Source organism: Paraniabella aurantiaca (assembly GCF_050309965.1).
Classification (GTDB): Bacteria; Bacteroidota; Bacteroidia; order Chitinophagales; family Chitinophagaceae; genus Niabella.
Window position 1 is genome coordinate 1,972,924 of the sequence record NZ_JBLOSY010000002.1, and the last position, 25,486, is coordinate 1,998,409.

Here is a 25,486-nt window from a genome sequence, read left to right on the forward strand (position 1 = left end):
TTAGGAGATTAAATTTTTAAAACAGAACTGAATGATTGCGGTAATTACAGGCGATATTGTTAATTCAAGAACTGAAATAGCCAGTAAATGGCAGCCCGCGCTAAAAAGCGTATTAAATCAATATGGTAAAGAGCCGAAGCATTGGGAGATTTACAGGGGTGATAGTTTTCAGCTTCGCTTAAAGCCTGGTATTGCATTAATGGCAGCGACACATATTAAAAGTACCATCAGGCAAATACCGGGTTTGGATGTGCGCATGGCGATTGGGATAGGTACTATAGATGCCGAGGCCAAAAAGGTTACCGAAGTTACCGGAAGCGCATTTATACGCTCAGGCAGCCGGTTTGATGAGCTTGGAAAGCAAATGCTGGTAATAGATACAGGACAAGCTGATTTAAATGATACACTGAATTTAATGATTAGCCTGGCGTTACTGACTATAAACAGCTGGAGCGAAACAGTAGCAATGACTATTACAACCAGTATCGAAAACCCTCAGAAAAATCAGAGCGAGCTGGCAGCAATATTGAAAAAAACACAAAGCAGTATAAGCGAAGCTTTAAAAAGGGGAGGGTATGATGAAATTAAAAAGCTGAATAAATATTATCAATCTAAGATCGGGCAGCTATGATTACACTTTTCCTCAAACTAATGTTGGCACACCTGCTGGGCGATTTTGTCTTTCAGCCCACATCCTGGGTGGTCGATAAGAAGAAGCATAAAATCTTGTCCCCTTATCTATATGCGCATATTGCTGTTCATGCCGTTTTATTGGCTATAGTATTACAATTTGATACCCAATACTGGCTGGGAAGCTTATGCATTTTGGTAAGCCATTACCTGGTAGACTGGGCAAAACTTGAATTACAGGGAAAATGGAAAGAAGGATACCTGTTTTTTGCAGACCAGTTAATGCACATAGCCATATTGCTGGCGGTAGCAGCAATGTATGGCAACTCAGGCATCAACTGGGCTGTCCTTTTTTCTTCCCAATACCTGTTGCTGTTATGCGCTGTTATAATAGTTACCTACGCCGCATCTGTAAGTATGCGTGTGATCATGGATTATTGGAAGGTGAAGGACGACGAGGCGGCAGACTCATTGACAAGGGCAGGGATGTATATCGGAATGATAGAACGCCTGCTCGTTTTTTTGTTTGTAGTATTAAATCAATGGTCTGCCATTGGATTTTTAATCGCCGCCAAGTCTATTTTGCGTTTCAGCGATCTGTCTAAGGCTAAAGACCGCAAACTTACAGAATACATCATAATCGGTACGCTGTTGAGTATAGCTATTGCAATTATTACAGGATTACTTTATAAGTATGTGCTTCAGTTTTTAAATTAACCAATCGTAGACCAGGTACAGGAATGTCTAAACACCGGCAAAATTTGGGTTTTGTTTAAAAGGAAAATTTCTGATCTTCAGCACAAGTTTCTTTATCTTAGCCGCCTTTAAATATTGTTATGTTACAAATTACCAAGCCTATAGCATTTATCGACCTGGAGACTACCGGGGTAAACCTGGGAACGGACAGGATAGTGGAAATAGCTATTGTGAAGCTGCTGCCGGATGGTTCTAAAACGGTTAAACGGAAACTGATTAATCCTGAAATGCCCATATCTAAAACATCTGTAGATATTCACGGTATAACCAATGAAATGGTAAAGGATGCGCCCACTTTTGCGCAGGCAGCACAGGAACTGAAACAGGTATTAGATGATTGCGACCTGGCAGGGTATAACTCTAACAGGTTTGATATTCCGTTACTGGTAGAAGAGTTTTTACGTGCCGGTGTTGATTTTGATATGAAAGGACGCAGGATGGTAGATGTGCAAAACATCTTTCATAAAATGGAGCAACGTACTTTATCCGCAGCCTATAAATTTTATTGTGGAAAGGTATTAGAGTCAGCACATTCTGCAGAGGCAGATGCTTCTGCTACCCATGAGGTTTTGGTAGCTCAACTTGAGCGTTATCCCGAACTAGGCACCACAATTGAGTCTATCAATAAGTTTATAGGTGAGGATATGGTGGTAGATTTCGCCCGCAGGTTCGTGATGCAAGATGGAGTAGAGGTTTTTAATTTTGGCAAATACAAAGGCCAGTCTATTGCAGAGATACTTACGAAAGAGCCTCAGTATTACGATTGGATGATGCGTGGAGATTTTCCCCAGCAAACCAAGCAAAAGCTAACAGAAATATTTACCCGTACTAAATTGAAGGGTTTAAAACTCTGATGATATCAGATGAGTGAAGGAATGATGGAATAACAGTGCCCGGGTATCCATCAAATTGCTTTGCCGGATTTTGTTGATCTAATTATGATTGTTCTTGGATAAGATTGTTATCATACCTACTTATAATGAAAAGGAGAATATTGAAAGCATCCTTAAAGCAGTGTTTGAGCTGGAGGGAGACTTTCATGTGCTGATCGTTGACGACGGCTCGCCGGATGGTACTGCAGATATCGTGCGTATGCTGCAACAAACCTATACGGGGCGCCTTTTTCTGGAAGAAAGAAAAGGTAAGCTCGGATTAGGTACCGCCTATATTCACGGGTTTAAATGGTCCTTGAGAAACGGCTACGGTTTCATATTTGAAATGGACGCTGATTTTTCACATAATCCTAAAGACCTTATAAAATTGTATGATGCCTGCAAGAACCAGGGAGCTGACGTTGCTATCGGTAGCCGGTATGTAAAGGGTGGTGGTGTTATTAACTGGCCTGCGGACCGTATTGCTTTATCCAAAGGCGGATCGCTTTACACCCGTATTATTACCTGGATGCCCATTAAAGACCCTACAGCGGGATTTATGTGTTATACAGCCAAAGTGTTAGAGAACATTGATTTTGACAGTATCACATTTGTCGGCTATGCCTTCCAGATAGAAATGAAATTTGCGTCCTGGAAACTTGGGTTTAAGATAAAGGAAGTACCTATTATTTTTCAGGACAGAACCAAGGGGCAATCGAAAATGAATAAGGGAATTGTAAAAGAAGGTATATTGGGTGTATTAAATCTTCGCTGGCAAAGTCTATTTAAAAATTACCGGAGAAGAGTGCGAACCAAGGTTGCTGGCAGCGAGTAGACTTTCGCATGTTACTATTCTACATTCATTACTCATCACTTATTATTCATTACATTACTCATCATGTACGGTAAATCAGAAGCGTCTAATATTAAAAAAGAATTCTGGACTACGTTTGGCCTGTACATGAAGCCGGTGAAAAATGCCGAGCACCTCACCATTAACTGGGTTAACTACAAAACCGCTATTCGCCATATTTACTTTCGAATGGATGCTTCCAAGCGGGAAGCTACCGTTGCTATTGAAATCAAACATCCTGATGCAGCCGGGCGCGCCTTGATATATGGGCAAATGGAATCATTGAAAAACTACCTAGGGCAGGTACTGGAAGAGCCCTGGATCTGGCAGCCGGTATTTTACGATGAAGATGGTAGCAGCGCCTCGCGCATCTTTACTCAGTTAGAAGGCGTGAATGTTTTCAATAAAGAGCACTGGCCTGCGATCATTTCTTTTTTTAAAGAAAGGATCATTAAACTTGACCTTTTCTGGAATGATGTTAAAACTCAGTTCGAGTTATAAAATTTCTTACTTTATTCCTATCAGGTTTACTATCTTCATGATCTGCACTTTTAAAAAGATGCCAAATGAAAAAGGTACTTGTATTTATCCTGATATTAGCTTCGAATATGTTATATGCACAGGAAGTAATAAAGCTTTATGATGTTGTTCCCAACAGCAAAACCTCCGATATCACCGAGAAGAGTGAAACGGCTGCTGATGGTATAACCCGTGTTAGCCAGGTAGTATCCCCCGAAATAATCATATACCGGCCCGAGAAGCCGAACGGAACCGCCGTGTTAATATGCCCGGGTGGGGGGTATCGTATTTTGGCAATTACACACGAAGGACATGACGTTGCCAGAGTTTTTAATCAGTGGGGCGTTACTGCATTTGTTTTGAAATATCGCTTGCCCGATGATAAAACGATGATGGATAAAACCATTGGGCCGTTACAGGATGCAGAGCGTGGCATTCAATTGATTCGTCAAAATGCAAAACAATGGGGTGTTGATCCTAAAAAGGTAGGAGTGATGGGCTTTTCGGCCGGTGGGCACCTGGCGGCGTCACTTTCTACAAAGTATACGCAGGAGGTGATCGAAAATCATAAGCATACTTCTTTTCGACCTGATTTTTCGGTTTTGGTGTATCCTGTTATCAGTTTTACCGATAGCCTGGGTCATACCGGTAGCCGCGATAACCTGATCGGTAAAAATCCTTATCCGGGTAAGATCAGGAAGTTCTCCAACGAATTACTGGTTAATAAAAAAACACCACCGGCTTTTTTGGTACATGCTAAAGATGACGGAGCTGTTCCGTTTGGTAATAGCGTGGTGTATTATGAGGCCCTGCAAAAAAATAAAATACCTGCTGCCATTAGGTTATTTGAAAAGGGAGGACATGGATTTGGTATGCACAATAAAAAAGAAGCGGGCGATTGGATGAGTGAGTTGCAACAGTGGTTGGTAAAAGAAAAGTTTTTGAAAAAATAAGCATCAAACAAGCATAACAATTCTGTAGCTATGAAATGAACAGAAAATAGGCGGATGAAATTGGCTCTTAGCGATGATGATTTTTGCGGATTTCCTGTCTGCAGGCAGGTAGGTATCTGACCATAAAAAAATACAAAAAATAAACAGATGAAAATTGCTTTTCACGGAGCAGCACAAACGGTGACAGGCTCCAAACACTTAATAACATTAAAGAACGGGAAAAAGATACTGCTTGACTGTGGTATGTTCCAGGGTATGGGTGATGAAACAGAACTGCTGAACCGGAATTTTGGCTTTATAAGCAGCGAGATAGATGTGATGATCTTATCGCATGCACATATAGATCACTCCGGGCTGATACCTAAACTTGTATCCGAAGGGTTTAACGGAAATATTTATTGCTCTCCTGCGACCAAAGAATTGGCCGCCATTTTACTGATGGATAGTGCAGAAATACAGGAAAGTGAAGCGAGGTTTATGGAAAAGAAACGGGTAACAGGTTTGCCCGAATTATTAAAACCATTATACACTATCGAAGATGCAAAAAGTACGATCCCGCTTTTTGCGCCGAGAGAATACGGCGAATGGTTTGATGTGATAGAAGGCGTTCGGTGTATGTTTACAGATGCCGGCCATATTATAGGTAGTCAATGTGTACATCTTAAAATAAAAGAAGATGGCAAAGAGCGACAGATCACTTTTAGCGGTGACCTTGGTCGTTATCGCGATATTATTCTAAAATCTCCTGAAGTATTCCCACAGGCAGACTATATCATTATGGAATCTACCTATGGCAATAGCCTGCATGATAACATTACAGGCACTCCCGACCAGCTATTGGAATGGATTCAGCGTGTTTGTGTAGATCGTAAAGGGAAGCTGATCTTACCGGCTTTCAGTGTAGGACGTACCCAGGAGATCCTGTATTTCTTAAATCAGCTCGACCTTGAGAACCGGCTGCCCAAGATTCCGGTTTTTGTTGACAGTCCGCTCAGCATAGAAGCCACAGATATGATAAAACGTTTCCCTCAATACTTTAATAAACGTATTCAGAACGTGATGAAGAATGATGACGATCCGTTTATGTTCCCCGGGCTTACTTATATCAAAGACGTAAGAGATTCTAAGGCACTTAATTTTAGAAGCGGTCCGATGGTGATTATATCAGCCAGTGGTATGGCAGATGCAGGCCGCGTAAAACACCATATCAATAATACCGTAGAAAATTCAAGAAACGCCATTGTAATGACGGGTTACTGTGAGCCCAATTCTTTGGGTGCAAGATTGCTTTCGGGTATGAAAGAAGTAGGTATATTCGGTGCAGAAAGACAGGTAAATGCAGAGATAGGTCAAATACGTAGTATGAGCGCACATGGAGACTATGAAGATATGAGCCAGTGGCTGGCCTGTCAGGACGCAAGAGCCGTGAAGAAGCTTTTCCTGGTGCATGGTGAGCCCGATGTGCAGTTGGATTTCAAGAACCGCTTATTGAAAAAAGGTTTTATGGATATAGAAATTCCCGAACGTCATTTTGAAATAGGACTGGACTAAAAAGAAAAGCAAATAACAAACCGCCTGGATACAAGGGCGGTTTTGTTATTTAACGGGGCTTGCTTCTGTTTTGTTATTTCGGGCACCTCTCTACTTCTTGATCTTTATCAATTCAGACTATCAAAAAATAATTTATCTTTCCTAAAAGATCGATATGAGACTGCTGCCATTCTGCTTTTCTTTATTGATAACTGTTGTATTGATATTTATCCTTAACCGGCCCATAGGTACCAAAGTGCCAATGCCTCTGGGTGGTTTTCTAAGTCCGCAAACCGGCTTTTGGCAAAATGCCGAAGACACTGCTTTCAATTATAACCTTGATATTCAGCAGGCCGATTTAAAAGGGAATGCAAAAGTGTATTTTGATGAAAGGCTCGTACCACATGTGTTTGCGGAGAATGATGAAGACCTTTATTTTATACAAGGGTACCTGCATGCAAAATTTCGTTTGTTTCAAATGGATCTGCAAACCAAAGCAGCAGAAGGCCGGGCAAGTGAAATAGCAGGCCCTGTAGCTGTTAATTATGACAAAGAGCAACGCCGGCTGGGAATGAAATTCGCTGCAGAAAATACCCTGCGTGTTGTGGAGCAGGATGCACCTACATTGGCGAGGTACACCGCCTATACAAAAGGGATCAATGCTTATATTAACACACTGACAGAAGGCTCTTTGCCGTTAGAATACAAAATACTTAACTTTAAACCTGAGCAATGGTCTAACTTAAGAACGATGCTGCTGTTGAAGATGATGGCAAAAATGCTGTCGTCTGGCACCGAGCATGATCTCGAGAATACCAGCCTTCGCTCTATTCTTACTTCTGAGCAGTTTAATCTTTTGTATCCGCAGGTACCAGATTCACTATTGCCTATTGTACCAAAAGGGACTGTCTTCCCTAAGCCCATGCACGATTATAAACTACCTGCTAATGTAGATTCTGCTTATTTCCTAAGCCAGAAGGCAGTAGCAGCCAGGAGTCGGTATCCCGAGGATAAGGATAATGGCAGTAATAACTGGGTGGTAGCGGGCAGCAAAACAGCAAGCGGCGCACCTATTCTTTGTAACGATCCGCATCTTGAGTTGTCCTTACCTTCTATTTGGTATGAAATGCAGTTGACTACACCAACTTCAAACGTATATGGTGCAACTTTGCCCGGAAGTCCTTTTGTGATCATTGGTTTCAATGATTCGATTGCCTGGGGCGTCACCAATTCCCAAAGAGATGTAAAGGATTATTATACGATCCGGTTTAAAGACAGTAGTAAAAAAGAATACTGGTTCGATAATGCCTGGAAGCCGGCCCAGCAAAGAATAGAAGAAATTAAAGTGAAAGGAGCATTACCTGTTTTTGATACGGTAGCATATACCATATTTGGACCTGTGATCTATGATGGGGCATATGCAGATACAGTTGCCCACCAGGATGCGCTGGCAGTGAAATGGATGGCACATCATACAGGAGACGATGGCAGCGCTTTTTATAAACTGAACCGGGCAGGTAATTATAATGATTATGTATCGGCGATAAAAGATTTTGAATGTCCCGGCCAGAATTTTGTATTTGCTTCCAAATCGGGCGATATAGCTATCTGGCAGCAGGGTAAATTTCCCGACAGGTGGCAGGGGCAGGGACAATATATCATGCCCGGACAAGACAGCAGCTATCTATGGCAGGGCTATATCCCCCAGGCAGAAAATCCACATGCCTTAAACCCTGAACGTGGATTTTTAGAAAGTGCCAATCAGCGACCTGCCGATGGAACTTATCCTTATTTTATTCCGGGCACCTATATTACGCCACGGGCAAATGCCATCGAACATTTTTTGAGCAAGATGAATGGCATCAGTGTGCAGAATATGATGGAACTGCAAAATAATAACTACAATATCCTGGCCAGCCAGATGCTACCTATTTTCCTGTACAATACTGACGAGGCCGCGTTGACACCTGAAGCACGAACTTATTTGAATACTATTAAGCAATGGGATTTTGATGCAGGACCTCGTTCTGTCGGTCAAACAATTTACCAGTTTTGGTTGGATAGCTTACAAAGAAATATCTGGTCAGATGAATTAAGTAAAACAGGAGTTAAAGTGCCTGTTCCGGAAGAGCAAACCCTGATGGAACTTTTAAAGATAGACTCAACAGCTTTGGGATTTGTGGATAATAAGAACACTCCGCAGGTGGAGACTTTAAGAGACGTAGTTACAGCTGCCCTTGACGGTGCAGCGGCTAAGCTGGCGCAATCAGAAAAGGAGGGCAGGCTGGAATGGGCAAAGTTTAAAGAACCGGCAATTTATCATTTGCTGAAAAATAATCTCCCATCTTTTGCCCGTACTCATTTGCCGGTAGGTGGAGCAGGAACTGTGATCAATGCCATCAAAAAAAGTCATGGGCCGAGCTGGAGAATGATTGTTCAGATGTCGGCAACAACCGAAGCTTATGGCGTTTACCCGGGCGGGCAAAGTGGTAATCCGGGTAGCAGGTTTTATGATAATGCCGTTGATAGTTGGGTACAGGGCAAATATTACCAGCTTTGGATGATGCAGAAAGGACAGGAGGGGGATGCCCGCATTAAATGGACTATGAACTTCATCAAAAGTTAAAGACCTCAGCGTAATGGCTCGCAAGCAACTCTATTTAATCTTACACTTTGAATTTTGAACATTAATCAGGTAATCATGAAATTTTTTATCTCCCTTTTATCCATAGCAATTTTGTCATTTGTCGTTGGCTTATATACACCCTGGTGGAGTATTGCTTTAGTGGCATTCATCGTGTCCCTTTTTATTTCACAAAGGCCCGGATCTTCATTTTTATCCGGATTCACCAGCGTTTTTCTTTTGTGGTTGATTATAGCATTATTGATTAACGCAGCCAATGGCGGTATCTTAGCTAATAGAATTGGGGGAATGTTAGGCATCGGGCAGAGCGCGGTATTATTAGCTTTTATTACTGCATTAGTTGGAGGTCTTGTTGCCGGGTTCGCTGCTTTAACTGCTTCTTATATCAGGACACAACGGTAATACAAAATCCGTTTTAATTTGGACGATAAGATGGGAAATTGGTTGAAGGTGTGTATGTCCAGAAAAATACAAGGTATAGCGCAACAAGTATTAGGAATACCCAACCTATATATTTTAGCATCGGCGGGATTTCATTGATATCATCCTTGTTACGTTTTTCCGATTTGCGATTTTTTTCATGGTATATAAAACGCGAAATTAACCAGTCTTCTGAAAATTATTCCCAAACAAATTGAATGAGCCCGGGAATAATTCTTTTAAATTCAAATAAGCTTTACCTTTGCAGCGCGAAATTTGGTGCAGCCTGCAACTGCCCAATTATTAAATAATTTCCTGCAACCAGCGGGATCAAATTTCAAAAATAATGGCCTTACATAATCGTGTTTCCCGCAAGGAGCTGAAAGAGCGTATTTTACAGGATCATACGCCGCGCACGACTGTTTCTTTTTACTGCTATTTTAAAATAGCAGATCCCACACAGTTTCGTAACCATCTTTATAGGAGTTTTTCTGATATAGGCGTTTTAGGCCGTATTTATATTGCAGAGGAAGGCATCAATGCCCAGATAAGTGTGCCTACCGAAAAATTAGACACATTCAAAGAATTCTTATATGAATTGGATACTGCGTTGAATAACTTACGTTTAAATATCGCGGTTGATGACGATGGCAAGTCTTTTTACGTTCTGGATATCAAAGTACGCAATAAAATTGTGGCAGATGGAATAGATGATCCTGATTTTGATATGGCCAATAAAGGAAAATATGCTGATGCTGAAACTTTTAACCGGCTAAGTAACGATCCCGAGACGATTATTATCGACATGCGTAACCACTATGAATTTGAAGTAGGGCATTTTGAGAACGCGATTGAAGTTCCAAGCGATACTTTTCGGGAACAGCTACCCATGGCAGTGGATATGATGCAGGAACATAAGGATAAGAATATTATTATGTACTGCACTGGAGGAATACGTTGTGAGAAAGCATCCGCCTACATGTTACATAAAGGCTTTAAAAATGTATTTCATCTCGAAGGGGGGATTATCAATTATGTGAATAAAGTAAAGGAGTCGGGACTGGAAAATAGATTCCATGGCAAAAATTTTGTGTTTGATCAGCGATTAGGCGAGCGAGTTACTGAAGAGATTATAGCCAAATGCCACCAATGCGGGAAGCCGGCAGATACACATGTGAACTGTGTGAATGATGCCTGTCACCTCCTTTTTATTCAATGTGAAGACTGTGCCAGGGAGTTTGATGGCTGTTGCAGTAATGATTGTAAGGACTTTATACATTTACCGGCCGATCAGCAAAAAGAACTACGAAGTGGAATCGATTTGGGCAGGAATGTATTTAATAAATCAAAATCAAGGTTAGGCAATCTATCTATAAAGAACAATGCAACATAAAAAATAACTTTTTTTAGAATATTGCAGCGTTTGGAATGAAGTTTGCGTCTGAAGCATTGTTTAAAGCTAAACTTTTATGAACAGGATATCCAAAATGTTGTTTCTTCTTGTACTGGTAATTTTACCGGTCGTACTGTTTGTTCTTGATAACCGGCAGGTTCTGGCCGAAAATGCAAAAGATGTGATACCGGTAAAGGAACCTGCGAGATCTGCAACTCCCGTCTACTCGGTATTTAACAACCCCGAATAAGGGGACATTAACTTTTATCAACCTTCAATAATTCCACTTCCTGCTGTAAACGTATAATCAATTCCTGTATCTGTGCTATTTTGTCCCTGGCATTTTGTGGTTGAGGCTGTTGTACCGTAACTGACGGTAATTTGTCATCTGCGGGTTCGTCATCCATCTCCTCCTGGAGTTCCTCAACATCTTCCTGAATTTCCTCAACATCCTCCTGAATTTCTTCTACGTCTTCCTGTATTTCTTCTACATCCTCCTGCATTTCTTCTACATCTTCCTGAATTTCTTCAATATCTTCCTGTATCTCCTCAACATATTCCTGTATCTCTTCAATATCCTTGCTGTTTTTGTTTACCGACATCTGGATAAAAATAGCGAGGTAAATAGCTTCCAGAGAAACAATGGTAGTGAGTACCAATAGCATTTTATCGAAGCTTACAATATGTAAAAGGGGGAGTAAAAAAGCTACTATAAACAGCAAAGTATGCACCGCCAGCGATGCCGTAGAGCCAATCCACCGTGTAGCTACGTCTGCAATACGCTCCAGCCGCTCCCGGTTGCGCTCTCCTAATGTGTGTGTGTCTTTTAACTGTTGCATAGAATGAGGGCGCAAAATTAGCTAATCTAACTGTTACATAAATGAAAACCGGTTATCGGTGTATGACAATTTACCTGAGTAGCTGGCAATAGACCAAATATCTTGCGGGCATTGTGGAGTTTGCGCCTATGACAGTAGGTCGTAGTCAGGTACTATTGATCCCAAAGCTTCACACCCCCGTCAATACCATCTATATTATTTACCAATATGATGTTATCGTCCAGTTTAAAGTCCAGCTTTCTCGATAAGCCGCCCCCAATGTATAATCTGTCATAGTTAAACACAGTCTTGGTTACCGAGAGCACATACTGCATTCTTTTGTTCCATTTTTTCTTACCGATCTCATTGTAAGTTGCTTCTCCAATAAATGCATCATAATCTTGTCCCTTATGAATAGGGTGATGAGCTACTTCCAGGTGAGGTAAAACCTTTCCATCGAGGTAAAAGGCAGTACCAAAGCCGGTTCCCAGTGTGGTCATCATTTCAAATCCTTTGCCACTCACGCAGCCCAGGCCCAGCAGGTCTGCATCGTTAACAACCCGGGCGGGTTTTCCCAATGTTACCATTAATTCTTCAGCAAGGTTCACCCCCGCCCAATAGCCAGTACCGAGGTTGGGCGCCGTATGAACAATGCCATCTCTTACATATCCCGGGAATCCGGCAGATACCCGGTCATATTTAAAGTCTTTCACCAGCTCTTTTATAGATCCCAGCACATTTTTGGTGTTGGCTGGCTGTGGAGTAGGCACTTTAGTGTACTCCTGTAATATTTTGCCACTTTTGTTAAGTGTGCATGCCTTTATTTTAGATCCGCCTATATCTATCGAAAGTGTAATTGCTGCCATTATTATTGTTTATACGGTTGGAGTTATATTGCTTTGTAATTATCGTTCAAACAGGCTAAAAGTTCCGCCGGTCCAGGTCTTATCTTTATTGTAGCGTACGCCAATCATTTTACCCTTACTTAAACGGGCCAGGTTATTTGTTGGGATGGGCCTTTCTGCATTCCTGGGCCAGAAGTAAAACAGTCGTATTTCTGCTTTAGCCGGTTCATCCGGAGTTTGTATTACGGGAGCATACACAACTTTTTTTTGCAGGATCCAGTTTTGAGGGTCTTCAATTTTTTGGATATCGTCAGGCGTAATATCTATTACCACGCCCTGACCGGCAAAAGAAAAAAGCGGTTTTAATACATAGTTTTCCAGGTCTTCCGGCATCTGCTGCACCTGGTCCAGGTATTGCGTAGGTGGAATATTCCTGTGTTGGATCAATGGTAACGTGTATTTGCTGATACGATAAAACCAATTAGGGTGCGGCATCCACTCTACATCAATATCTTCAAATAATACTTTAGCTTTTTCCTTTACCCAGTCTTCCTGTTGCTGCAACTCATCAAAAATTACCCGGTTATAAACTCTTTTGATAAGCGTTTCTTTACCGTTGTTCAAATAAAAAAGTTGTCTTCCTTTTTTGATCAGCTCTGTAACACAAACGGGCTGAATACCCGTATATTCCTTTGTACAATAAAAATCTATATTGGTTTTTTGCTGGTGGGGAAATATTTCGAGCAATATAACATGCTCGGGCTCGTGTTCGTTAAGTAACAGATCTTTGAGCAGTTTAAGATAAGACTCCCGGTCGAGGCCGCTCAGGTAGCTGGAGTAATTAGCCGGAGCGCTAAAATGTTTATAGTAAATATCATCCAGCAAAACCTCGAAAGCAAAAAGAGTAGGAAATGCCTGCATCTCGATAAGTTGAGGCTCTAGCTCATTCTGTTCATTTACACAAACTCCAAAATCGAAAGTAATGCATGAGGGATAATCATCCTCGTTCAATACCTGTAAATTTTCGGGGATCGCATTTTGGGTAAGCGCTTTAAAATCAGGTTTAAGGATCACGTCTACGATACTTTCGCAGGCACTTAGCATCTGATTGGTAAAATCTTTTGGTATAAAAACAGGTGTTTCGGCAGACCGGAATTGTATAGGGCCGTGCTGGCTATTCAGTTCTTTCAGGAAGGCCTCATATTTCTCCTGCGTAAAATGATTGTTATACTGTGCTCTTAATTCGGGTACCATTGCAACAAAATATATTGGACAAGATAGTAAATAAGTTTTAGTGACAATAATTAAATGAGAAAAAGTTTTTATAAGTTAATATAGCTGGTAATGATTGATAAATGAGGAGTTTAACTGCTAAAACCCTACCTTGCATTTATGAGGCATTTAAGAGCCCTGGGAAAATATTTTTGGAAATACAGGGTAAGATTAGGAGCGGGGATTTTTTTTGTAGTGTTATCCAACTACTTTAACGTTTTGTCGCCACAGCTCATGCGGTTTATTATCAATTATGTTGATAACGCACTGTCGCTTACCAATAGACAGGCCGGGAATAGCGGGGAGGGATATGACTTCCTGGTAAAGAAAGTAATCGGCTGGATTGGCGTGCAAAGCAATGTAAGCAGGGTAGTTATTATAGCGAGCCTTGTTATATTAGTGCTGGCTTTATTGAGAAGCTTTTTTATGTTTTTGATGCGGCAAACCATTATTGTAATGAGCCGTCATATTGAGTATGATCAGAAGAACGAAGTATATACCAAATACCAGAGTCTTGATAATTTGTTCTTTAAACGGCATGCGATTGGTGATCTAATGAACCGGATAGCAGAAGATGTAAGCCGCGTTCGTATCTTCACGGGACCCGCCATCATGTATATTGTAAATCTTGTTTCGGTAATTGCTTTAAGCGTTTTTTTTATGCTTCAAAGTAGTAAGGAACTTACGCTTTACGTACTGATTCCTTTGCCGGTACTGGCCATCATTATTTATTTTGTAAACAGCACCATCCATAAAAAAAGCGAGCGGATACAGGAAGCTTTGTCAGATCTTACCACCAATGCGCAGGAGTCTTACTCGGGCATCCGCGTTATTAAATCATTTGTGCAGGAGCGTTCCATGCTTGATTTTTTCCAGGTAAATACCGAGCGCTACAGAAAGAATGCAGTAAGCCTGGCTAAAACAGAAGCTATTTATTTCCCCGCTATTAACCTGCTGATCGGTATTAGTACTTTGTGTACCATTATGATCGGCGGCCTTTATTATATCAATCACGAACATAATATCAGCCTTGGAACCATTGTTGAGTTTATAGTTTATGTAAATATGCTCACCTTTCCGGTAAGTGCTATAGGCTTAACAGCTAGTATGGTACAGCGTGCTGCTGCATCTCAAAAACGGTTGAATGAGTTCCTGGATATTGAACCGGAAGTAAAAGACAGCGCATCTGCAAAAGAGGTGGCTATAGAAGGCGCTGTTGATTTTAACAATGTAACATTTACTTATCCTGATACCGGAATTGTAGCGCTTAAGAATTTCGATCTTCATATAAAAAAAGGAGAGAAGATCGCCATAACAGGTAGAACAGGTAGTGGTAAATCAACTATTGCTCAGCTGTTGCTGAGAATGTATAATGTACAGGAGGGAAGTATTCAAATGGATAAAATTCCGCTGGTCGATCTGCAGTTGTCGTCACTGCGTCACCAGATCAGTTATGTACCCCAGGATGTTTTCTTATTTAGCGATACGGTTGAAAACAATATCCGGTTTGGTATTCCCAATGCCAAAAAAGAAGCCGTGGTAGAAGCTGCGCGCATTGCGGGCGTCAACAAAGAAATAGAAGGTTTTGCGAGCGGATATGATACCATGATCGGCGAACGTGGTGTTACGCTAAGTGGCGGACAAAAACAAAGAATATCTATAGCCAGAGCTCTGATCAAAGATCCGGGATTAGTTATTTTTGATGACTGTCTCAGTGCGGTAGATGCCAAAACAGAAAAAGAGATCATGGGCCGGTTAAACGAATACCTCGCTGACAAAACAGCTATTATTATCACCCATCGTGTTTTTTCACTCCTGAATTTCGACCGGATTATTGTGTTAGATGAGGGAAGTATTGTGGAGCAGGGAACGCATGAGCAGTTGATGCAGATCCCTGGCGGCTTTTATAGCAGGCTTTATGCCCGGCAGCAAGGGCGTACAGCGCACTAATAGCAATTACCTGTTTTCATTCCGCTATACTTCTTAAATTATTAAATTTTATTTTTATAAGATGACACTTACATTTTCTATTACACTGATTATTGCGGCCATCACCGTTATTGTTTCTTTGTTGGGGTTTAATAATCCTAAAGTAATTGATAGTCTTGTTTTTTATGGACCGGCTATTTCCCGTCGAAATCAATATTACAGGTTTATTACCTGCGGGTTTATTCATGCTGATTTTATGCACCTGGCTTTTAACATGCTGGCATTTTATACGTTTGGTATCAGCCTTGAAAAAGCGCTTTTTGCATCGCCCGATATATTTGGTGAGGACGCACCCATTTACTTTACAATGTTGTATATAGGCGGCCTGATCATGTCTAGTGTTCCTGATTATTTTAAGCATAAGGATAATTACCATTTTAGAAGTCTGGGTGCTTCGGGAGCTGTATCGGCAGTCATTTTTTCAAGTATTGTATTATTGCCTACCTCGCCCATCTATTTTATATTTTTACCCATTCCTATACCCGGCTGGGTCTTTGGTTTGGCCTATGTAGGCATTTCAGCCTACCTTGATAAAAAAGGGGGAGGCAATATTAATCATGGAGCTCATTTATGGGGAGCTATATTCGGTGTCGTTTTTACCGTGCTCTTTGTTTCGCTGAAGACTGATTTTAATGTTTGGGAAAATTTTATTAATAGTATCCGAAGATGATTTTCGTGTAAATGGCCAACCTTTTTTTGGTATCAATTTCGCTTAACTGACGACCTGGCTAATGCAGAATAATACTTGTCATCAGGAATTGGAACATGTTACTCAAGCTCCTTATCAAAATCAGCAAAATAGTCACTTAAAAGTGTTATTTTAGTTAGGTTAAATTGATTTATTAATAAAACGAATTGCAATGTCTGAACATCATTTCCCGCGCGGCTTCGATTCCTGGCAAAAGACCCATTTTGAAGTGGTTGAAGCGCTATGTTATTTACGAGATCTGCAGGAAGAGAAAGAAAGTAAAAACTTTTCTCAAATGCTTGACAGAAGTGCCACTGAAGATTTATATCAAATGGCTATTGAGCTTACCGACAAATTTGAAACGGAAAAAGTGGAAAGAGGAGGCAGCACTTTGTTTGATTTAATAGAAGAGTTCGTTTATAAAGAAACCAAACATTAAGGTAGCACAAAACAAATCGCTCAAAAAGTTGTATCTTTGTATGCTCATTTAAGCGTGATGAAATAGAAAAGTCTTGAATCGTAGTTGAATGGGGGCGTTTGGTTTTGACAGCGTAGGTCTTTGAAAGTGTAAGCATGTCGGGCGTTGTGTAATTAGCCCGTTAATCTGAATACTCAAACTTCAAATGGCAATACACAGTATGCCATGGCTGCCTAATCAGTGATTAGATAGTCATTAGGGCCGCTTGAGCAGGTTGGTCTGTTACCAAGCTCCGCCGCCGACTCAAAAACAAAAACAGAATGCTGCTGCGCAAGGCTGTGAGCGTAGCAAAAGACTATCCAGCTAAGCTTTGAATTGGTTTGTTCTTTCCCGGTTCTAGGCCGACAAATAATAAGGAAATAAGCATGTAGAAAGCTTTTGGAGAATATGTTTGGACACCGGTTCGATCCCGGTCGCCTCCACAAAAAAAAGACGTGTATTTTTTAATACACGTCTTTTTTGGTATAATAGCAAAAAATAGTTGGTAAAATATGCTGTAATCCTTTACAGTATTGATTTTGGACAGAACAAATTGAAGTTGTTTTCAATTTGTTTTTTTGTGAATGGGAAATTGTAAAAAAAAGTTGTTGGGGATGTGGTTCAGATGATGTGATAAAATGGGGATTTCAGAATGATAAGCAGCGATTTAAATGTAAAAGCTGTGGTTTGTTATTTACCTGGCAAAACAAGTCAGTTAAACAGAAAAATCAGTTTGTCCGGTTTGAGCGATGGGTGCTTCATCGCCACACTTTTGAATATTTAAGTCAGCAGAGCGGTTACAGTATCCGCACTTTGAAATCGCTGTTTCACAACTACCTTACAGCCGCTCCTGTGCTGAGAGTATATCCTTCTGAACAGCTTCATTTACTCATAGATGGTACTTACTTTAGCAATGATATATGTCTGATCGTTTACAGGGATAATGAAATAAAGTTTACCCAGTTGTACCGCCTTTCGGATGGAGAACACTTTACAGAAATTAAAGAAGATCTTGAAAATCTGTTACGCCTTGGAGTGAACATTAAAAGTATTACCTGTGACGGTCATAAAGCTATTTTAAAGGCAATAAAATATAGCTGTACAGATACTATTGTGCAGCGCTGCCTGGTGCATATCCAGCGTGAATGCAGGATATGGCTGACTCAAAGACCTAAAAGCGATCAGGGATCAGAACTACTGTATATTGTGAATCAGTTGAGTTTGATCAATGACGAACTGACTTATCAGCATTGGTTAAAGCAGCTGTATGACTGGCACAAAATGCACAAAACCTATATTGCAGAAAAGTCATTTAGTGTAACAACAAACAGATATTGGTTCAAGCATAAAATGGTACGCAAAGCATTTATTCATCTTAAAAATGCATTACCCAATATGTTTCACTTTCTACAAGACTCTAAAATCCCAAAATCAACAAACGGACTGGAATCTTTCTTCGGGCACTTAAAAAGCCACCTGCTACTGCACCGGGGATTAACCAGGGAACATCGGAAAAATTTTATAAAATGGTACCTGTACTTCAGAAATAATATTTGAGTTTTTTAGCCATAAGTACAAAGAATGAAAATAAAAAAGTCTTCTGCAAACAGTTGCAGAAGACTCATTCTTCGTAGTAAATCATATTGCTGTTAAGTTGCTCTCCAGCAGAGCTTAAGTCCTCTTCTGATTTACATCGCTAATAAAAGCTTTTTAAGGCAATTTAACACCAACTATTTTTTGCACCATTACCTCTTTTTGCTTTTATGAGATTTTGTAACTGATATTTACTCTCGTCTGTCCACTCCAAACGGTCAACTACTCTTACCGTCCCCAGCCAAACCAGTCGTTACCGTTAGCATATAACATCAGTCCTAATAACAGGATCATGCCTACCATTTGTGCATATTCGAGAAACTTCTCATTAGGCTTACGGCCGCTCACCATTTCATATAATGTAAACATTACATGGCCACCATCCAATGCAGGAATGGGGAGCAGGTTCATGAACGCTAACACTATTGAAAGAAATGCTGTTATATTCCAGAATGCTTCCCAGCTCCAGAAAGTAGGGAAAACAGATCCCATGGCCTTAAAACCACCTACGCCTTTGTAGGCCTCTGTTTTAGGATTCAGGATCAACGCAAACTGATCTATATAGGCTTTTAGCTTTTCTATTGATTTATTAACACCTGCCGGGAACGCCGCCAGGAAACCGTATTCCCGTTTTTCTATTTTGTAGGCACCCAGGGCTTCGTATTCTTTATCGGTTAAAAATGGAATACCTATTTTCCCGTCAGCATCAACTTTTGCAGTTAATGCAACAGGCTGACCATTACGTAGTACGGAAAGAGCTACTGTTTGATTTTTTTTAGTTTTAAGAAGAGTGGACATTTCATCATAAAACTTTACAGGGGTAGCATCAATAGCAGTGATCAGATCCATTTTTTGTAATCCTGCTTTATATCCACCAAGGGTATCCATTTTAAACTTCTTATCATATTCGCCTACATACGCAGGCACGCGTTCGGTAAACATAAAAGCTTTCTTCCGTCTGCTTTCTACAAGTTTGCCAATCAGGTTCACCGGTACATTTACCGTCATTTTTTGGCCGTTGCGTTCTACATCAATTGTCTCACTACCAATCAGGATCTTCGCAGCCAGGTCTTCAAAATAGGGAACAGGCTCACCGTTAACGGCCAGTATCTTATCTCCTGAACGCAGTCCTATATCACTCATCAGGCTGTCGGTAACCGCTACGCCATCCCTCAGGGAGCTCATCGGTGTTTTTTGTTCACCCCAAACAAACAGTATCATAGCATAAATGATAAATGCAACCAGCACATTCATGATAATGCCAGCAAGCATAATGATCAAACGTTGCCAGGCAGGTTTGCTTCTGAACTCATAAGACTTTGCTGGTTGTTTCATTTGTTCCTTGTCCATGCTCTCATCAATCATTCCACTGATCTTAACATAGCCACCCAACGGCAACCATCCAACACCATATTCGGTGTCGCCTACCTTCTTTTTAAACAAGGAAAACCAGGGGTCGAAAAATAAGTAAAACTTTTCCACGCGACAGCCAAACCATCTTGCAGTAATGTAATGACCAAATTCGTGCAATAAAACGAGGATCGAAAGGGCCAGAATAAGTTGAGCAACCTGTACACCAACGCCAGACCAGTTAATAGCTAAAGTATAAAACATTATGGTATAATAAATCTAATCTTAAAAATCATGCAAAGATACATTGAATGGTCCTATTGAATTGCTAAAAACAACATTTGAAAAATCTATATTTTTTGATCAGTAATACTTGTTGATTTAGTGTAATGTATTGTCTTTCATGATAAAATTGCCTATATAGATTAATTTAGTCTATTTAACAAGTATTTTATTGTTTTTTCAAAAACATAGTTATATTTGTTAGCTAGTAAACTTTTATAAAGTAAATATTACGAAAGTGGAGAACGGAAACAACGAAAAAAAACTGGAAGCTATTTATAGCAAAAGGCTTCGTGCCGGAAAAAGAAGAACTTATTTCTTTGATGTGCGGTCAACCAAGGGTAACGATTATTATTTAACAATTACCGAAAGTCGTAAAAGGTTTGATGATAATGGGTACGACAGGCACAAAGTTTTCCTTTATAAAGAAGATTTCAATAAGTTTTTAAAAGCTTTGAATGAAGCGGTTGATTACGTAAAAACTGATTTGATGCCTGATTTTGACTTCGATGCTTTCAATCATGATGATTATGATGAAGAAGGAGGGCATAATAATTCTTATGTTGCTCCGGCTACAGCCAGCGTACCTGTTGAAGTTCCTGCACCGGTTGAAGAACCTGCCAACGATGAAAAAGTAATAGAAAATGTGGAACCTAAAACCACTGAAACCGATAATACATCTGCTGCTCATGAAGAAGTAGATAAATGGTAATAACGGGATATAATGATATTGAAAGAGGTCGCTACTGGTAGTGACCTCTTTTTTTATACACGATAATTTAATGGGCTCAGGTGTTAAAAATTAACCAGCCTGCTTACCTGCAAGGAATCTTCAAAAATTATACCTGTGTGTTGGCGCTTAGTGGCTGAACAGTGCCGCTTTTGATAAATAATAGGGAAGTGTACTTAAAGTCAATAGTCAGTTCCCGGTTCTATTCGTAAGGGCTGCTAATCTGTAAACCCGGGATTAACAAGCAGTTTTCTTTTCCATCTGTGATCAGAAATTTAATATCCAACTTTCAACGAAAACAGAGCAGCCAATAGTGTGCTGAACTATGATCTTATAAATATAACCCACTAAGACCGGTTTAAATTTTAGCTGTTTTGGTCGTGTTTAGGTATTGCTCAAACTCGGTTAATGAAAAGCTGCTTAAATTGAAAGCTTTTGTGAGTCCTCCTTTTTGCGCTGCCAAAACCCCGTATCGAATATCATAAAGTCCCGCGATAGAATGCGCATCGGGGTTGACAGAGAGCAGTACACCTTTTTCCATCGCATAGCTGATCCACTGCCAATCCAGGTCTAGCCTGTGCGGGTTAGCATTGATTTCAATAGCTACTTTATTGGCAGCGCATGCGTCTATTATTTTTTTATGATCGATGGGGTAGCCGTTCCGGCTTAATAGAAGGCGTCCTGTAGGATGACCCAGAATTGTAGTGTGTGAGTTTTCGATAGCTTTAATCAGGCGTTGTATGGCCTTGTCTTCCTTCATGTAGAGATTGCTGTGAACAGAGGCGATAACCAGGTCAAAACTGGCCAGTACTTCATTGCTATAGTCCAGGTTCCCGTCATTCAGAATATCACTCTCTATACTTTTAAATATTTTAAAAGGAGCCAGTTTTTTATTAAGCTCGTCAATCTGCTGATGTTGTTGCAGTATCCTGTCTTCTGACAAACCATTGGCATAGGCTGCTGTTTTGGAGTGGTCGGAAATAACAAAATATTCAAACCGGTTTTTGATGAGATCTGTGGCTAATTCTTCTATTGTATTCACGCCATCAGACCAGGTGCTATGGTTGTGAATAATGCCTCTTATATCGCTAACCTGTAACACTTGAGGGAGTGTTTTGCTTATAGCCTGGTGAACCGCTTCGCTGGTTTCTCTGTAATAGGGCAGAACGAAGTCTGCACCGGCTTGTTCAAATATATGCTCTTCGCTTGAAAACGAAGCTTTGTCAAATTTGTCCTTTCCAAAATGTTCAATAAATGTATTTACGAAAGATTCCCCTGAACTGTAAAGGAATTGTTTTTTATAGAAATCATCTGTTCCGAAATAAAGCCGCAGCTTAAGGCCATTCGTTAACTTATACAGGATGGAGATTTCGGTTTCTTCCAGTAACTCTGGTGGATAGGCCGTTTGAAATTTGGGTTTTATTGCATCAGGCGTTGCTGCAATTACAAACTCAAGTTCTTTGATGATAAGCATCTGGCGCCTGAAGTCGCCTGCCGGGGCTACTTTATCGGGTCCGAACAAACCGTTCAGGTAATTTTGTATAGTTGGGTATATTGTAGCAACCTGGGCATACAGGAAGTGCCCGATGTTTTGATTATAGAACTGAATAGCTTCGAGAACGTTGGTCTGTGTTTTGGCTCCGAAACCTTTATACCGGGTTAAGCGGTTTTCTATGCAGGCATATTCCAGTTCGCCGATCGATTGTATGTTCATTTCCTGCCATACTGTATGAATTTTTTTAGGCCCCAGTCCTTTAATATGCAGCATTTCCCTAACGCCGGCAGGTGTGTTTTCAATAATTTCCTGCAGTACATTCATCGAACCTGTGTCCAGCAATTCGATAACCTTGGCTGCTACTGAGGGCCCTAAACCTTTTATAGAAGCAATGGTATTTCTATCTGTTTCAGTAAGCGGGTACTCAAGTTTTTCAATGTGAAAAGCGGCGATGGAGTAAGTTTTAGACTTAAACGAATTTTCGCCATTTATATCCATCAACTTCGAAAGCAAGGAGAAGTGTTCTGCTATATCTGCATTGTTCATTCATGCAAAATAGCAAACAAAATGGAATATGAGCGCTCCCTTTATAAGCTGGATAAAAAAAACCTCCCGGGAGGGGAGGTTTATAATTTTTAAAAAATCAGCGCTTATTTTTTCTTAGCTGCTGCTTTTTTAGGAGCTGCTTTCTTAGGAGCTGCTGCTTTTTTAGGAGCCGCCGCTTTCTTAGGAGCTGCTGCTTTTTTAGGAGCTGCCGCTTTCTTAGGGGCTGCTGCTTTTTTAGGAGCTGCCGCTTTCTTAGGGGCTGCTGCTTTTTTAGGAGCTGCTACTTTCTTAGGGGCTGCTGCTTTTTTAGGAGCTGCTTTTTTTGCCGCTGCTTTCTTAGGAGCCGCTGCTTTTTTAGGAGCTGCTTTCTTAGCTGCTGCTTTTGCCATTTGATTTTGAATTTAATTGATTAGTAAATGGGTTATCGATGGTAAAATTATACAAAATTAGTATACCTGCAAATTTTTTTTCCACAATTTATTAAGGTATAAGTAATAGTTATTCACAAAATGGTAATACATAAAAAAAGTCCCGCTGTTTTGCGGGACCTAATAGTATCCAGAAAAAATATATTCCTAAGCTTGAGCTGCTTCAGAAACAGAAACGAAAGTTCTGTCTTTCCTCCCTTTTTTGAATTCTACTACACCATCAGTTAATGCAAATAAAGTAAAATCTTTACCTACACCTACGTTAGTGCCGGGATGATAAACAGTACCACGCTGCCGAACGATGACGTTACCAGCAATTGCAGGTTGACCGCCAAATATTTTAACACCTAATCTTTTGCTTTCCGAATCGCGACCATTTTTTACACTGCCTTCGCCTTTCTTATGTGCCATATTGAATTATTTAAAGTTGATATTGATAGAAGTTCTTAAAAAACGTACACTGATAAATTAAGCGATACCAGTTACTTTAATTTTAGTATAAGCGGTACGGTGACCTTTCTTTTTGTGAAAACCTTTTCTTCTTTTCATTTTATAAGCAATAACAGTATCGCCTTTGATATGATCAACGATTTCGGCGCTAACTTTTGCTTTATTATCGGCGCCAACAGACAATTTTCCATCAGCGTGTACAAATAGTACATCTAGGTTAATAGAGTCACCCGCTTTACCTTCGAGGTGTGGAACAAATAATGTCTGATCCTTTTCAACTTTGTATTGTTGGCCTGCTACCTTAATTACTGCTATCATCTTTTAAAAATTAGGCGGCAAAGGTAGATATTATTTCCGAATAATCAATAAGAAAACCAAACTTTATGCAAATCATTTTTTGCAACTAGGGTTCTCCTGTTATTTTTCCTTACATTTGGTTGCCTGATACTCCCATTAAAGTTTCGTAAGTTAATGAAAATCAAATCATTTTTAGCAAAACCGTTTGCTTCAATCGTTCATAAAAATATAAAGAAGGGGATGCTTACGGCTGTTGCTGATCAACAGGCTATACTAAAAAACCTTATTAAGGTAGGCAAATCTACACAATTCGGAAGAGACCATAAGCTGGATGGGGTTTCAGTTTATGAAGAATTTCAACAGGCCATCCCGGTAAGAGATTATGAGGCTTTCACTTCTTATGTGAACATGATTAAGGAAGGAAAGCACAATGTTTTGTGGAAGGGGGTGCCTATTTATTTTGCCAAAACATCGGGTACTACCAGCGGTACCAAGTATATACCCATCACCAAAGATTCAATTGGTAATCATATTAACTCTGCCCGTAATGCACTTTTGTGTTATATGGCGGAAACAGGGAATCACCAGTTTGCCGACGGTAAAATGATCTTCTTGAGTGGCTCGCCTGAGTTAGAAAGGGTAGGCGGTATTCCAACGGGCCGGTTAAGCGGTATCGTTAATCACCATGTGCCCCGGTATTTGCGAAAAAACCAGTTGCCTGATTATGAAACCAACTGTATCGAGGACTGGGAAACCAAGCTGAATAAGATAGTGGATGAAACACTGGGGCAGGATATGACGCTAATCAGCGGTATACCACCATGGGTACAAATGTATTTTGATGAAATCATGAAACGTACAGGCAAGCCGGTGGGGGAAGTGTTTCCCAATTTTTCGGTGATGGTGTATGGCGGTGTAAATTTCGAACCTTATAAGACGAAGCTCTTACAAAGTATTGGCCGCAAAATAGATGGTATCGAGACATTCCCGGCGTCGGAAGGTTTTTTCGCTTTTCAGGATACACAAACAGAACCTGGTTTATTATTGAATACCAACAGTGGTATTTTCTTTGAATTTATACCGGAAGAAGAAATATCTAAGGAACATCCTAAACGTATTTCGCTAAAGGATGTAAAAACCGGTGTGAATTATGCGCTGATCATTAATAGTAATGCCGGGTTATGGGGATATAATATTGGAGATATGGTAAAGTTTGTCTCTACCGACCCTTACAGGTTGATTGTCACAGGCCGCACCAAGCATTTTATTTCAGCTTTTGGCGAGCATGTGATCGGAGAGGAGGTAGAACATAGTTTAATGAAGGCCGCCCGTGAAGAAAATATTCATATCACGGAGTTTACCGTAGCTCCTTATGTAAACGAGGGGGAAGGTAAAAGTTATCACGAATGGTTTATTGAGTTTGACAATTTACCTGAAAATATGCAGGCTTTTTCTGCAAAAGTGGATATTAACCTGCGCGAGAAGAACGTTTATTATGACGATCTGATTGCCGGTAATATTTTGCAAACATTAAAGATTACGCCGGTACGGAAAAACGGGTTTATCGATTACATGAAGTCCATAGGGAAACTGGGAGGTCAGAATAAAGTGCCCCGTTTGAGTAACGATAGGAATATAGCCAACAGTCTTGCACAGTGGACTGAAAAGAATTAGTG

General features: G+C 40.4%; 25 protein-coding genes and 1 other RNA gene. 18 read left to right on the forward strand and 8 right to left on the reverse strand.

Annotated elements, in window-relative coordinates; all coding sequences use genetic code 11:
- Positions 1 to 31: 31 nt before the first annotated feature.
- From ACLOAU_RS22445 to ACLOAU_RS22495, 11 genes are all read left to right on the forward strand, one after another.
- Complete coding sequence (locus ACLOAU_RS22445; protein ID WP_427864148.1) at positions 32 to 631, forward strand: hypothetical protein; 600 nt, start codon at positions 32 to 34, stop codon at positions 629 to 631.
- Positions 628 to 1,347: a DUF3307 domain-containing protein gene (locus ACLOAU_RS22450; RefSeq protein ID WP_427864149.1), complete on the forward strand. Its 720-nt coding sequence runs from the start codon at positions 628 to 630 to the stop codon at positions 1,345 to 1,347. The genes ACLOAU_RS22445 and ACLOAU_RS22450 overlap by 4 nt, the downstream gene beginning before the upstream one ends.
- Positions 1,348 to 1,466: 119 nt before the next feature.
- Positions 1,467 to 2,240, forward strand: coding sequence for an exonuclease domain-containing protein (locus tag ACLOAU_RS22455; RefSeq protein WP_427864150.1), 774 nt, complete (start codon positions 1,467 to 1,469; stop codon positions 2,238 to 2,240).
- Positions 2,241 to 2,334: 94 nt separating this feature from the next.
- A complete protein-coding gene (locus ACLOAU_RS22460) occupies positions 2,335 to 3,093 on the forward strand; it encodes a polyprenol monophosphomannose synthase (protein WP_427864151.1) in 759 nt (252 codons plus the stop codon).
- A gap of 63 nt (positions 3,094 to 3,156) precedes the next feature.
- A complete protein-coding gene (locus tag ACLOAU_RS22465; RefSeq protein ID WP_427864152.1) occupies positions 3,157 to 3,612 on the forward strand; it encodes a DUF4268 domain-containing protein in 456 nt (151 codons plus the stop codon).
- 65 nt (positions 3,613 to 3,677) lie between these two features.
- Entirely contained in the window at positions 3,678 to 4,583 is a 906-nt protein-coding gene (locus tag ACLOAU_RS22470; RefSeq protein WP_427864153.1) for an alpha/beta hydrolase, read from the forward strand.
- A 147-nt stretch (positions 4,584 to 4,730) separates the two neighbouring features.
- Positions 4,731 to 6,134: an MBL fold metallo-hydrolase gene (locus ACLOAU_RS22475; RefSeq protein ID WP_427864154.1), complete on the forward strand. Its 1,404-nt coding sequence runs from the start codon at positions 4,731 to 4,733 to the stop codon at positions 6,132 to 6,134.
- Between the two features lie 154 nt (positions 6,135 to 6,288).
- Positions 6,289 to 8,739, forward strand: a complete 2,451-nt coding sequence (locus tag ACLOAU_RS22480) for a penicillin acylase family protein (RefSeq protein ID WP_427864155.1) — start codon at positions 6,289 to 6,291, stop codon at positions 8,737 to 8,739.
- 75 nt (positions 8,740 to 8,814) lie between these two features.
- Positions 8,815 to 9,159, forward strand: a complete 345-nt coding sequence (locus ACLOAU_RS22485) for a hypothetical protein (RefSeq protein ID WP_427864156.1) — start codon at positions 8,815 to 8,817, stop codon at positions 9,157 to 9,159.
- A gap of 364 nt (positions 9,160 to 9,523) precedes the next feature.
- Positions 9,524 to 10,570: an oxygen-dependent tRNA uridine(34) hydroxylase TrhO gene (gene trhO / locus ACLOAU_RS22490; protein WP_427864157.1), complete on the forward strand. Its 1,047-nt coding sequence runs from the start codon at positions 9,524 to 9,526 to the stop codon at positions 10,568 to 10,570.
- Positions 10,571 to 10,646: 76 nt separating this feature from the next.
- Positions 10,647 to 10,820, forward strand: coding sequence for a hypothetical protein (locus ACLOAU_RS22495; protein WP_427864158.1), 174 nt, complete (start codon positions 10,647 to 10,649; stop codon positions 10,818 to 10,820).
- 7 nt (positions 10,821 to 10,827) lie between these two features.
- Here the strand turns inward: ACLOAU_RS22495 and ACLOAU_RS22500 are convergent, their stop codons facing one another.
- From ACLOAU_RS22500 to ACLOAU_RS22510, 3 genes are all read right to left on the reverse strand, one after another.
- Positions 10,828 to 11,409, reverse strand: coding sequence for a DUF1003 domain-containing protein (locus tag ACLOAU_RS22500; protein WP_427864159.1), 582 nt, complete (start codon positions 11,407 to 11,409; stop codon positions 10,828 to 10,830).
- 152 nt (positions 11,410 to 11,561) lie between these two features.
- Complete coding sequence (locus tag ACLOAU_RS22505) at positions 11,562 to 12,254, reverse strand: ROK family protein (protein ID WP_427864160.1); 693 nt, start codon at positions 12,252 to 12,254, stop codon at positions 11,562 to 11,564.
- 39 nt (positions 12,255 to 12,293) lie between these two features.
- Positions 12,294 to 13,487, reverse strand: coding sequence for a hypothetical protein (locus tag ACLOAU_RS22510; RefSeq protein WP_427864161.1), 1,194 nt, complete (start codon positions 13,485 to 13,487; stop codon positions 12,294 to 12,296).
- 138 nt (positions 13,488 to 13,625) lie between these two features.
- Between ACLOAU_RS22510 and ACLOAU_RS22515 the strand changes: the two genes are divergently transcribed.
- From ACLOAU_RS22515 to ACLOAU_RS22535, 5 genes are all read left to right on the forward strand, one after another.
- Positions 13,626 to 15,455: an ABC transporter ATP-binding protein gene (locus tag ACLOAU_RS22515; protein ID WP_427864162.1), complete on the forward strand. Its 1,830-nt coding sequence runs from the start codon at positions 13,626 to 13,628 to the stop codon at positions 15,453 to 15,455.
- Between the two features lie 61 nt (positions 15,456 to 15,516).
- Entirely contained in the window at positions 15,517 to 16,164 is a 648-nt protein-coding gene (locus ACLOAU_RS22520; RefSeq protein WP_427864163.1) for a rhomboid family intramembrane serine protease, read from the forward strand.
- Between the two features lie 190 nt (positions 16,165 to 16,354).
- A complete protein-coding gene (locus ACLOAU_RS22525; RefSeq protein ID WP_427864164.1) occupies positions 16,355 to 16,621 on the forward strand; it encodes a hypothetical protein in 267 nt (88 codons plus the stop codon).
- A 90-nt stretch (positions 16,622 to 16,711) separates the two neighbouring features.
- Positions 16,712 to 17,085: a transfer-messenger RNA gene (ssrA, locus tag ACLOAU_RS22530) on the forward strand.
- Positions 17,086 to 17,209: 124 nt separating this feature from the next.
- Positions 17,210 to 18,196 (forward strand): IS256 family transposase, variant Zn-binding type, encoded by a 987-nt coding sequence (locus tag ACLOAU_RS22535; RefSeq protein WP_427864165.1) that lies wholly within the window; start codon positions 17,210 to 17,212, stop codon positions 18,194 to 18,196.
- Between the two features lie 264 nt (positions 18,197 to 18,460).
- On the opposite strand, the gene rseP is transcribed toward ACLOAU_RS22535, so the two are convergent.
- Positions 18,461 to 19,846 (reverse strand): RIP metalloprotease RseP, encoded by a 1,386-nt coding sequence (gene rseP / locus ACLOAU_RS22540; RefSeq protein WP_427864166.1) that lies wholly within the window; start codon positions 19,844 to 19,846, stop codon positions 18,461 to 18,463.
- Positions 19,847 to 20,102: 256 nt separating this feature from the next.
- Here rseP and ACLOAU_RS22545 point away from each other — a divergent pair, with 256 nt between their 5' ends.
- A complete protein-coding gene (locus tag ACLOAU_RS22545; protein ID WP_427864167.1) occupies positions 20,103 to 20,576 on the forward strand; it encodes a DUF3276 family protein in 474 nt (157 codons plus the stop codon).
- A 376-nt stretch (positions 20,577 to 20,952) separates the two neighbouring features.
- Here the strand turns inward: ACLOAU_RS22545 and ACLOAU_RS22550 are convergent, their stop codons facing one another.
- From ACLOAU_RS22550 to rplU, 4 genes are all read right to left on the reverse strand, one after another.
- Positions 20,953 to 22,635: a helix-hairpin-helix domain-containing protein gene (locus ACLOAU_RS22550; protein WP_427864168.1), complete on the reverse strand. Its 1,683-nt coding sequence runs from the start codon at positions 22,633 to 22,635 to the stop codon at positions 20,953 to 20,955.
- Positions 22,636 to 22,739: 104 nt separating this feature from the next.
- Positions 22,740 to 23,024, reverse strand: coding sequence for a hypothetical protein (locus tag ACLOAU_RS22555; protein WP_427864169.1), 285 nt, complete (start codon positions 23,022 to 23,024; stop codon positions 22,740 to 22,742).
- Positions 23,025 to 23,210: 186 nt separating this feature from the next.
- Positions 23,211 to 23,474, reverse strand: coding sequence for a 50S ribosomal protein L27 (rpmA, locus tag ACLOAU_RS22560; RefSeq protein ID WP_114791204.1), 264 nt, complete (start codon positions 23,472 to 23,474; stop codon positions 23,211 to 23,213).
- A 57-nt stretch (positions 23,475 to 23,531) separates the two neighbouring features.
- Complete coding sequence (gene rplU / locus ACLOAU_RS22565; RefSeq protein WP_427864170.1) at positions 23,532 to 23,831, reverse strand: 50S ribosomal protein L21; 300 nt, start codon at positions 23,829 to 23,831, stop codon at positions 23,532 to 23,534.
- Between the two features lie 153 nt (positions 23,832 to 23,984).
- Here rplU and ACLOAU_RS22570 point away from each other — a divergent pair, with 153 nt between their 5' ends.
- On the forward strand, positions 23,985 to 25,484 hold the full coding sequence (locus ACLOAU_RS22570) for a GH3 family acyl-acid amido synthetase (RefSeq protein WP_427864171.1): 1,500 nt from the start codon (positions 23,985 to 23,987) through the stop codon (positions 25,482 to 25,484).
- The last annotated feature ends 2 nt before the right edge of the window (positions 25,485 to 25,486 follow it).

What these genes read in the sequence shown, in the direction of transcription:
- ACLOAU_RS22445 (WP_427864148.1), top strand. Translation starts at nt 32, where the DNA reads ATGATTGCGGTAATTACAGGCGATATTGTTAATTCAAGAACTGAAATA.
- ACLOAU_RS22450 (WP_427864149.1), top strand. Translation starts at nt 628, where the DNA reads ATGATTACACTTTTCCTCAAACTAATGTTGGCACACCTGCTGGGCGAT.
- ACLOAU_RS22455 (WP_427864150.1), top strand. Translation starts at nt 1,467, where the DNA reads ATGTTACAAATTACCAAGCCTATAGCATTTATCGACCTGGAGACTACC.
- ACLOAU_RS22465 (WP_427864152.1), top strand. Translation starts at nt 3,157, where the DNA reads ATGTACGGTAAATCAGAAGCGTCTAATATTAAAAAAGAATTCTGGACT.
- ACLOAU_RS22470 (WP_427864153.1), top strand. Translation starts at nt 3,678, where the DNA reads ATGAAAAAGGTACTTGTATTTATCCTGATATTAGCTTCGAATATGTTA.
- ACLOAU_RS22475 (WP_427864154.1), top strand. Translation starts at nt 4,731, where the DNA reads ATGAAAATTGCTTTTCACGGAGCAGCACAAACGGTGACAGGCTCCAAA.
- ACLOAU_RS22480 (WP_427864155.1), top strand. Translation starts at nt 6,289, where the DNA reads ATGAGACTGCTGCCATTCTGCTTTTCTTTATTGATAACTGTTGTATTG.
- ACLOAU_RS22485 (WP_427864156.1), top strand. Translation starts at nt 8,815, where the DNA reads ATGAAATTTTTTATCTCCCTTTTATCCATAGCAATTTTGTCATTTGTC.
- trhO (WP_427864157.1), top strand. Translation starts at nt 9,524, where the DNA reads ATGGCCTTACATAATCGTGTTTCCCGCAAGGAGCTGAAAGAGCGTATT.
- ACLOAU_RS22495 (WP_427864158.1), top strand. Translation starts at nt 10,647, where the DNA reads ATGAACAGGATATCCAAAATGTTGTTTCTTCTTGTACTGGTAATTTTA.
- ACLOAU_RS22500 (WP_427864159.1), bottom strand. Translation starts at nt 11,409, where the DNA reads ATGCAACAGTTAAAAGACACACACACATTAGGAGAGCGCAACCGGGAG.
- ACLOAU_RS22505 (WP_427864160.1), bottom strand. Translation starts at nt 12,254, where the DNA reads ATGGCAGCAATTACACTTTCGATAGATATAGGCGGATCTAAAATAAAG.
- ACLOAU_RS22510 (WP_427864161.1), bottom strand. Translation starts at nt 13,487, where the DNA reads ATGGTACCCGAATTAAGAGCACAGTATAACAATCATTTTACGCAGGAG.
- ACLOAU_RS22515 (WP_427864162.1), top strand. Translation starts at nt 13,626, where the DNA reads ATGAGGCATTTAAGAGCCCTGGGAAAATATTTTTGGAAATACAGGGTA.
- ACLOAU_RS22520 (WP_427864163.1), top strand. Translation starts at nt 15,517, where the DNA reads ATGACACTTACATTTTCTATTACACTGATTATTGCGGCCATCACCGTT.
- ACLOAU_RS22525 (WP_427864164.1), top strand. Translation starts at nt 16,355, where the DNA reads ATGTCTGAACATCATTTCCCGCGCGGCTTCGATTCCTGGCAAAAGACC.
- rseP (WP_427864166.1), bottom strand. Translation starts at nt 19,846, where the DNA reads ATGTTTTATACTTTAGCTATTAACTGGTCTGGCGTTGGTGTACAGGTT.
- ACLOAU_RS22550 (WP_427864168.1), bottom strand. Translation starts at nt 22,635, where the DNA reads ATGAACAATGCAGATATAGCAGAACACTTCTCCTTGCTTTCGAAGTTG.
- ACLOAU_RS22555 (WP_427864169.1), bottom strand. Translation starts at nt 23,024, where the DNA reads ATGGCAAAAGCAGCAGCTAAGAAAGCAGCTCCTAAAAAAGCAGCGGCT.
- rpmA (WP_114791204.1), bottom strand. Translation starts at nt 23,474, where the DNA reads ATGGCACATAAGAAAGGCGAAGGCAGTGTAAAAAATGGTCGCGATTCG.
- rplU (WP_427864170.1), bottom strand. Translation starts at nt 23,831, where the DNA reads ATGATAGCAGTAATTAAGGTAGCAGGCCAACAATACAAAGTTGAAAAG.
- ACLOAU_RS22570 (WP_427864171.1), top strand. Translation starts at nt 23,985, where the DNA reads ATGAAAATCAAATCATTTTTAGCAAAACCGTTTGCTTCAATCGTTCAT.